Raw genomic sequence first — 9,054 nt, 5'->3', positions numbered from 1 at the left:
ACGTTTTGCTTGTTCAGTTTTCAAGGTTCATTTCGTTGCCGTTATTTCAGTAGCAACTCTTATATAATATCATGTCGTTCGCTAGATGTCAACAACTCTTTTTTGTTTAATTGTTTTTCAGTAGCTGTCTTAACGACTTGTATAATATTACACCCTTAATTTAAAAAGGTCAACACTTTTTCTAAAATAAATTCATAGTTTTTTACTTAATCGAGAAACTTCCTATTATAATGATTAAGAAATTATTTTAATATTAGACTCTCAATCTTTAATGTTTTATTATTATCTAACATATCATTTCTTCATAATTTCTATTAAAAAATCAAACAAAAAGAACCTGGGACATAAAAAAAGATGACTCCGTCAAGCATACCGAAGTCAACTAATTGCCGCATAGTACGGCACTCCCTATTGCTATCATCATCAAATACTAGTTCTGTATTTTTAACGCTGGGCGTTTTTCATTTGACCTCGTTCCAGAAATAGAGCGGTCCCTAATCTCCTAGTCTAACCTAAATACAAAAGCATGAGACTGTTAAATATGCAATCTCATGCTTTCTTTTTCTGGATTATTTAATTGTCAACTAATCCATGAAACACTTATATATAACTTATTGAAAAGATTGGATTCCCATCACTCGGCATAACACACCTAAAATTTATCTTTTTAATGCAACCAAGCTTATCAACATATGACTACATCTATTCATTCACAGGTACATTCTGCAGTATCCATTGGACCGTTCCGTCATACGCATCAGCTTTAGCAGTTCCGGCTGGCACTTCTAAATAAAGTCCATCTCCTTCTGGAGTCCATGCATTAGAAATGTTGATTTCTTCTTTGCCAGTTGTTTTCTTTTTATAAACCAGTGCTGAAGCATCTTTAGTAAGTGTTGAAACATTTCCACCATAACGGTAATATAAGCCATCTAATGTAGAATCGTTATTCTTCTTCCCTGTTAGCGGCTTAACTAGCTTAGCCGTCATCATCCAAGACGGATTTCTCGACAACGCACGACTATCTTTTACAGATAAAGACTCATCAATTTGGATGAGCTGATACGTTTTAGTTCTCGACGAAATCTTAGGCTTTTCTCCAAAGCCAATCACCCCAGGCGCAGAAACGAATTTCAACACGCCAGAAATTTTGGTTTTCACTTCATTTGATGTCTGATTGACTTCATCACCTGTACTGTATTTCCCAACTGCTGTCGCCTGACCTTCAACATATTGTCCATATACCGCTTCTTTCTTCACTTTAGCCTTATAAGTGATATAGATTTTTTTAGAACGCTTTAAGCTCGCTTCGGGTTTTACTTCAATCGTATTTGTGGAACTATTATACGTTATACGAATTTCATTTCCATCCTCATCAATTGCTTTAAGGTCTGTTGGTGATTCTAAATGTGTATTATGTTTTTGTGTAATTGTGATTTGACCATAAGTTCCTTCATCTTCTGCGATATAACCGGTTTCTGCTAAAATCTTAAAATTTAGTGTTTCTTCCGGTGCGACTTCTTTTGCTTCAATACCATCTTCACCTAACACTTCTTGCGTAATGGAAAAATCCGGTCGAATTTTAATCTCTTCGATATTTGATGTCTGGTCGTATTCGTTGATTGCATATACAGTAATATTATGGTCTAAACCCTTTTTCACTTTAGTACTTGGAATCGTGTATTCCCACGAAACTTCTGTACCTGGAGTTATTTTTTCATAATCTTTTATTTTCAAAGGCTCACTGTCATCTATCGTATAGTAAAGACCGATATATTCACTATCGAGGTCCGTATCAATCAATGATCCCGTTAAATGATAACCATCTTCTGTATATTCACCATCATTATCTAATTTAATCACTGGCGCTGGATCCTTTTTGTCAGCTACAGCAATCTCAAGATTCACTTCTCGTATCTCTTTATACCCTTGCTCTTCTGGTTCCCATCTTAAGGCCCAGGCCGGATGCTCCGTATAAGGATACATCTCATCCTCGCCAATGTCTTTGACAGATGATGCATTCAATGTACTAAAAAAGCCATGAGATAAGCCATGAGGGTAACTAAGAGTGGTGAATATGCGAATTGGCCAGTCTCTCGCTATAATTTCTGCCGGATGATTCGCATAACCATCACGGTAGAAAAAAAGATAATAAGGTTTATAATCCTTCATTTCTTTCTCATTAAAATAGATCCCTTCATTAGCTCCTAATGAAAACATCTTACTATACTGATGACGACCACCAATATCCATATGAACAGAATACCCTAAATTTGTATATTCAAATTCGTCATGTAATTTTAAGTATTTTACACTTACATTAACACGCCCCTTTTTACTCTTCAAACTCATTTTAATTTTTACTAATCCATCTAAGTATTTTTCACGGGCGCCAGCAGGGAGACCTTCCTTATAAGTAATTGCAACTGCGTAAGCAATCAATTCATTTGCCTGTTCATTTTTATATAGTTTTATAATTGGAAACTCGTCTCTAGTGACTATATTTGCTACATCGTCTGGAGAATTACCATGAACAACCTCTAATCCAGAAAACGAACTATTTCCAGTTCCATTGCCAGGTCTTCCATTATCATAATAGTACGTTATGACACCCCCTGGAGCATTCGGTATAGAATCTAGAGTAGTCGCTACTACAAAAGTGTCAGCACGTATAAAACTGTGGTTTCTCTCCACTAAAGAGGAAAGCGATGTTTCCATGGTTGGCAAAGGCCTTAACCAATCATCGCCTCTAACCCTCGGAGTTGAAGTTAATGAGTTCACTGACCTTGTATTATCTAAGTCTCCAAAAGCCATGTAATAACTTCTGTCAGAGCTTCCAGATTTAGACGTAAATTTTTGCCCCTCATTAACTTCCATTTGTGTAAATCCATCTAATTCATTAGGATCAACTAACGGTGAAAAATCAATATTCCCGACTGGACCAACATCTACTATATTAATTCGCGCATGTTGAGACGCAATTAAAATTTTCGTTTCATCTAATGTCCTATTGACCGCATCACCTGTACTATATCTCCCGGATGCTGTCGTCTGACTTATAATATAGTCTTCCTCTTCCTCTTCCATTTCTTTCTTCACTTTAGCGTTATACGTAATGTTTATCTTCGTAGAACGTGGCAAGTTTGCATGAAGAGTTGTTTCAATTACATTGACAGAGTCATTATATATGGCTGTACCAATTTCATTTCCATCTTCATCTGATACTTTAAGGTCTGTTGGCTGTTCTAAACGTGTAGCATATTCTTGAGTAATGTTGACTTCACCATATGTGCCGGTATCTTCTTCAATATAATCGGTTTCTACTGCAATTTTATAGCTGACTGTTTCTTCTGGTGCGACTTCCTCTATCTCATTGCCGCCTTCATCAAACACTTGTTCTGAAATCGTTAATACCGGGCGTATTTTTATTGTTTCTTCGTTTGACTTCACACCAGACTCGTTTTCTGCATATATAGTAATGTCATGATCTAAACCCTTTTTCACTTCATCATCTAGAATTGTGTACTCCCACGGAACAGTTGCATCAGTGTCTGCGTTTTCATATTCCGCGATTTTCTTCTCATCATTATCATCAATCTTATAGTAAAGAATGATAGGTTGACTGTCTTTACTAATCAGTGATCCCGTTATACGGTAACCATCATCTATATATTCTCCATCGTTATCCAATTTAACTACTAGGTTTTCTTCACTGTCTGATTCTTCAGGTTCCTCACAGTCAGTTGCTAGTTCTTCTTCACACTCTACCGCTGGCTTTTCTTCATTGTCTGATTCTTGCTGTCCCTCTTCTTCAGTTGTTGGAGCTTCGCCATTTTCAGTCTCTGGTTCTTTCTCTCCTTCGGTTGTTGGAGCTTCGCCATTTTCAGTCTCTGGTTCTTTCTCTCCTTCGGTTGTTGGCGTTTCACCATTTTCAGTCTCTGGTTGTTCCTTATCTTCAGCTGTTGGCGCTTCACCACTTTCAGACTCCGGCTGTTTCTCTCCTTCAGTTGTTGGTGCTTCACCATTTTCAGACTCCGGTTCCTTACATTCAGTTGCTAGATTTTCCTCGCCATCAGACTCTAGTTGTTCCTCACATTCAATTGCAGACTCTGTAGGATTACCCACAATTGTTTCTGCTATAGATACACTCAGCTCAGAAAAGACTAGAACAAAAACTAATATCGATATTACTATTTTCCGCATATTTCTTTTCACCGACCCTTTACATGTTAAGCAGCTTCATAACGAACAATGAAGTTAACCGCATACTGATCACTTTGCTCATCTTCTCATTCTTTCAAATTAACTTTTTCTTTTTAATTTTTAACAAGTGATTCATCTAATTTTTATTGATTCACTTGTTAAAAAACCAATCGCTTGTCGTATCAGCGTTAACTGATACACGCCTCTATCCTGCATCTTTAGAAACATAAATTGGTGCATAATTTTTCTAAAACGAAAAGTCAGCAAAGTAACCAGTACAGCTACTTCCAAAACAAAGGCGTATTTTTGTTCAATTAATTTATTTCTTGTTGTTTCTTCTGCTTCTTTTTGCTATAAAATATAAACAATAGTAACCCTGCTACTAGAAGAATTAGCAATCCTACCAAATACGCTAGATAATTCGGTCCTTCAATGGATACATCTGTTGCGTTAAATTGCTTTACTTCTTCCCCTTTAATGGTAAAATCCTTCTCAAATTCCCATGATTCTTTGCTCGATTTAGCCTTTACATGTAACGTATATGTTCCAGATTTGAATTTTTCTCCATTTAGTGAAATCGGGTATTCAAAATTAGAATTTGGCGCCATTTGCATGTCTTGTTTTTCAGATTTATAGAGCACCTCTGTTTTCCCTTTTTTCGTAACTTTCGCGTCCACTTCAAAACGGTTTAAATACGTTGCCGTTGGATTTTGAAGCGTAGCATTAATCACATTACGGGCATTCACTTGTCCAGCTTTAACATCGTGTAATTGCAAATCTTGCTTCACTGTTTCATCAGTTTCTTGTAGGATAATTCCCACTACATAAGCATATTTATTTTCAATACTTACACCTTTAGTTGTTTCCTCGGTATTTTTTGACGCTGCTTTCTTCTCTTCTAATGTAATACCGCCCGCTAATATCCCATCGAATGCTTCTTCAGGCATCGTTACATTTAACTGTAAATCCTTACTTCCCTTAGCCGGAATCGTAATTTCCTTCTCAGTTTGAATTAAATCCCCTAATTCATATGGCAATGAAGAATCACGTTCAGCACTTGTAGGACCGTACTCTACAACTCCATTAATATTCGTTGTAGCAGAATGAATGATCGGCTCAATGACGACATCCTCTTCCGTATCATTTTTCAATTGAATCGTTAATGTCTGCTTTTGATTAGGCTCCATTTTCAGATCGAAATAAGATTTTTGTTTATCAATTTGGTTATCTGGAATGACGGTATACACACCAAAATTAAATTCAGATGCAGACGCAAAGGGCGTTAACCATACTAGGCTTACAATCAATATTCCGAATAAGGTCCATAAAGTATTTTTCCTCATATTTTCTACCATCCTTACTACTTAAAAGTCTTCAAAGATCTAAAATAATTGGTAAAAACCCGCTAACAATGGAGCAACAGGATGCCACGAAGTCTCGTACTCCTGTCGCTCCACGTTAACTCGTACTTGTTGCAAATCGAGTTAACAGGATTTACACGGGTTTTTACCTGTATCTCACAATATTGCACTGAAATGATAGGATACTATTTTTGATAGTCTCTTATTCTTGTCCAGGTACGTCTGTCAGTGTCCATGTTAAGGACGTAGCATATTTATCTGCATATTTCGTAGTTGAACCTGGGATAGAAAGTTCAATACTATCCGCTGCTGTAGCGTCATCACCAAATACTAATACATAAGTACCGGACCCTTCATTCGCTTTGGCAGACATAATGTTTTCAGCTACACCCATCCCATCTGGATTTAAACTAAATGTAGTTTTTACAATAGATGGTTTTGTAGATGCAGAGGCTGTATTCACCCATGCATTTTTAAAAGTAATTGCAGCACCCGTTAGTTCTTTATCTGCAGTGTTCTTGAATTGACCATTTTGTTTCACTTGCAATGACCAACCTTTTTCTGTACCACGACTATCTGTTACTTGAACATAGTTCGGACCGTCGCCACGACCGTTAAATTTTTGCGGTTGTACTTTGTAAACTTGAGTGGTAGAAGTAATTTTTTGCTTACCAAAGTCTAAGCTAGATGCATAGTCAATACTTAATGGACCAGGCGTTCCCGGCTTTGGACCGTTTGGATCAGTTGGATCTACTGGATCTACTGGATTTGGATTATCCGGATTAGTTGGATCTATTGGTGGAGTTATGATGTCAGTAGCTGATTCAAATTCGATAATTGCATTCGTTTGATACTCGCCACCATCTGCCGCATAAGAAGTGACACTTCCTCCTAATACCAAACCTGTTAACATTGTTGTTGCTACGCCTAGAGCTTTTAAATTAGTATTGATTTTCATGTTTCATCATCCTTTATTATTATTTGTTACCTGGAACATCCGATAAGTTCCATGTTAATTTTGTACTGTATGTAACAGCATCTTTTGGCGTTTTCCCTGGAATAGAAAGGGAAATCGCTTTATTTTTTTGTACTTTCTCACCTGCAGCATTCGTCATCTCATCTACCTGTCCCCAAAGGTTTACCCAAAGTCCAGCTCCTTCTGTTGGCTTTGCTGACATGACAAGTGACTCAGCGCCATTTGGATCTAACGTAATTTCTTTAGCTGCTGTTGGCGGTGTCACTACTGTTTTACCTGTAACAGTCGGATTCACAAATTTGATTTGTGAGCCTGTTAATTTTTTATTTTGCGCTGCAGCATTAGCAAACTGACCTTCTTGTTTAACGGTTAATTTCCATCCGGCATTTGTTCCGCGATTATCTGAGATTTGGGCATAGTTAGGTACATATTTACTTCCGTTACTAGAAGTTAACTCCTGTGCATTCGCATAATAAATCTTTTCTTTGTTCGAGATTTCATTAATACCAAAATCGAGACTCGATACAAAATCAATACCTAGTGGGCTTCCAGTCCCCGGTTTCGGACCTCCTGGATCTGTCGGATCTACTGGATTTACTGGCTTCTCTGGATCTGGATCAGTTGGATCTACCGGGTCTTGTAAATCTTCATTCGGAATAAATGCCACCTTTCCATTCGATACGTAATTAACTACTTTTTCTTTTTCTTTTTCTTCTGTATCACCTGTTTCTTCTGCTGAAGCAAATAATGGTGAAATCGCCGTACAACTTAGTAAAGTGGCAATTGCAGCAAGTTGCATAGCCTTATTCTTCATTGTTTAAATTCTCCTTTCATGTATTTTTTATATTTACGTATTAGATAAAATGCTAATACGATAAATAACACTTACTACTTAATAGTTGAATTATAAATTAACTATTTTTAAATATTCTGTAATAAAATTACAGTTTTTAAGCAAAAAAGGACATCCTTTTCATTCAACCATCCTCCCATTTCTAATTGCATATTTATTTATATTTACGTATCAGATAAAATGCTGGTACGGTAAATAACAAAACAGAAAATGTTATTCTAAGAATAGGATACATCCCTCATTTGTGGATTTTTTCTTGGCCCATAAACGATGGAAGCTTTCCGATTCAAGGGCTTACGATTTCGCATTAGATGAAGAAGAAATAGTTAGAAACATCACTATTATTATCATAAATACTAGTTTGTTTACTTTTTACACTTAACCTATACCTCAATTCGAACTTCTTTAAACATATTTTTTCTCTTTTATTTCTTTTTTTACTTTTCATCTCTTGCAATTACAGATTGTAGCGTATTTAACAAAAGAATTAAAATCAACTTTTGTTGCTTTTTTAGCATAATTTGATAATGGTGAATTTCTAAATAAATTTTCTTAAAATTCTAACTTTAAATGAATATTTTTTATTGTGTCTCACCAAAGAAATTTGTTGCCATTAGGATATTTTCAATAATTTTACATTCAAAATAGTAATAGTACACCTTCTGTATTGCTTGCAGCCGTCTAATTATTAATAACTATTTTCTAACTACTATTTTTAAAATTATTCCATCATTAAATCAAAACAAAAGGCATTTCTTTTATCTTAAGGATTATGCTTATTTAGGTTAAAACTTACGGGGAAAAGAAGCAAATCAACTTTTGTTCACTTTTGAACAAAAATTGATAAACCTGCTTATTTGACTCATTATGATAATTATTTTCAACTTTATTTTTGAGCTTGGATCGTGATGTTCCTTCTTAAAAATAGGACTTTCTTATTCTTTTATCTATAAGTTCATACTCATACCAAGCTGCACATAGAAAAAAGAGATGTATCGAATATACGATACATCTCTTACGCATATGCTATTGCATGTTCTATAACCTTATACCATCCAGCAAATGTGTACCTTACTTTGTCAGTGCCGTTGGGGGTTGCAGCATTCATCTTCTAATATTTCCTTATACGGTACTCCGCTACATTACTTCTCAATCAATTATACCTCGGCATAAATGGGTCCGGAATCGACTTTGTGCTTCGGCCTGCAGATGTGTTTTGTGCGAAAGCGTAGCGGCAGCCACAGATGTGTTTTGTGCGAAAGCGTAGCGGCAGCCACAGATGTGTTTTGTGCGAAAGCGTAGTGCTAACGCAGCGTCAGCACTGTGTTTTGTCTATGCGAAAGCGAAGCGACAGCAATAGGGTTTTATCGTGCGAAAGCGCAGCGGCAAGATGTTGGTCACTCAGTTTCAGCGGATGTTTAGACACCCGCTGAAAGTGACTTAAAACCGCATTAATCTTTCCTCCTATAATGATGGGAGACTTCTGTACCTGTCGCTATGATTTCGGTACAAAAGACATTTACTGAGAGAAATTAAATCTAAAGTAACTATATAACTTATCGGTTCGTTTTCCATAGTTCGAGGATTTATTTCCAAAAAAAAAAAGCCGAGGAATAAATCCTCGACTTTTCTAGGTGCCTAGCGACGTCCTACTCTCACAGGGG

At 36.4% G+C, this 9,054-nt stretch carries 4 protein-coding genes; all 4 read right to left on the bottom strand.

The window, feature by feature from the left end:
* Nucleotides 1-702: 702 nt before the first annotated feature.
* The 4 genes from ACZ11_RS03110 to ACZ11_RS03095 all read right to left on the bottom strand — a co-directional run bounded on the left by ACZ11_RS03110 (nt 703) and on the right by ACZ11_RS03095 (nt 7,351).
* Nucleotides 703-4,200, bottom strand: a complete 3,498-nt coding sequence (locus ACZ11_RS03110; RefSeq protein ID WP_049663698.1) for a hypothetical protein — start codon at nt 4,198-4,200, stop codon at nt 703-705.
* Nucleotides 4,201-4,514: 314 nt separating this feature from the next.
* Complete coding sequence (locus ACZ11_RS03105) at nt 4,515-5,543, bottom strand: DUF916 and DUF3324 domain-containing protein (protein ID WP_049663695.1); 1,029 nt, start codon at nt 5,541-5,543, stop codon at nt 4,515-4,517.
* Between the two features lie 220 nt (nt 5,544-5,763).
* Nucleotides 5,764-6,519, bottom strand: a complete 756-nt coding sequence (locus ACZ11_RS03100) for a WxL domain-containing protein (RefSeq protein WP_049663693.1) — start codon at nt 6,517-6,519, stop codon at nt 5,764-5,766.
* A 19-nt stretch (nt 6,520-6,538) separates the two neighbouring features.
* Nucleotides 6,539-7,351, bottom strand: coding sequence for a WxL domain-containing protein (locus ACZ11_RS03095; RefSeq protein WP_049663690.1), 813 nt, complete (start codon nt 7,349-7,351; stop codon nt 6,539-6,541).
* Nucleotides 7,352-9,054 lie beyond the last annotated feature (1,703 nt).

It is taken from the genome of Lysinibacillus xylanilyticus, assembly GCF_001183605.1.
Taxonomy (GTDB): domain Bacteria; phylum Bacillota; class Bacilli; order Bacillales_A; family Planococcaceae; genus Lysinibacillus; species Lysinibacillus xylanilyticus.
Note: the sequence above shows the minus strand (reverse complement) of the source record. Positions and strands in the feature narration are given on the sequence as shown.

What these genes read in the sequence shown, in the direction of transcription:
- ACZ11_RS03110 (WP_049663698.1), bottom strand. Translation starts at nt 4,200, where the DNA reads ATGCGGAAAATAGTAATATCGATATTAGTTTTTGTTCTAGTCTTTTCT.
- ACZ11_RS03105 (WP_049663695.1), bottom strand. Translation starts at nt 5,543, where the DNA reads ATGAGGAAAAATACTTTATGGACCTTATTCGGAATATTGATTGTAAGC.
- ACZ11_RS03100 (WP_049663693.1), bottom strand. Translation starts at nt 6,519, where the DNA reads ATGAAAATCAATACTAATTTAAAAGCTCTAGGCGTAGCAACAACAATG.
- ACZ11_RS03095 (WP_049663690.1), bottom strand. Translation starts at nt 7,351, where the DNA reads ATGAAGAATAAGGCTATGCAACTTGCTGCAATTGCCACTTTACTAAGT.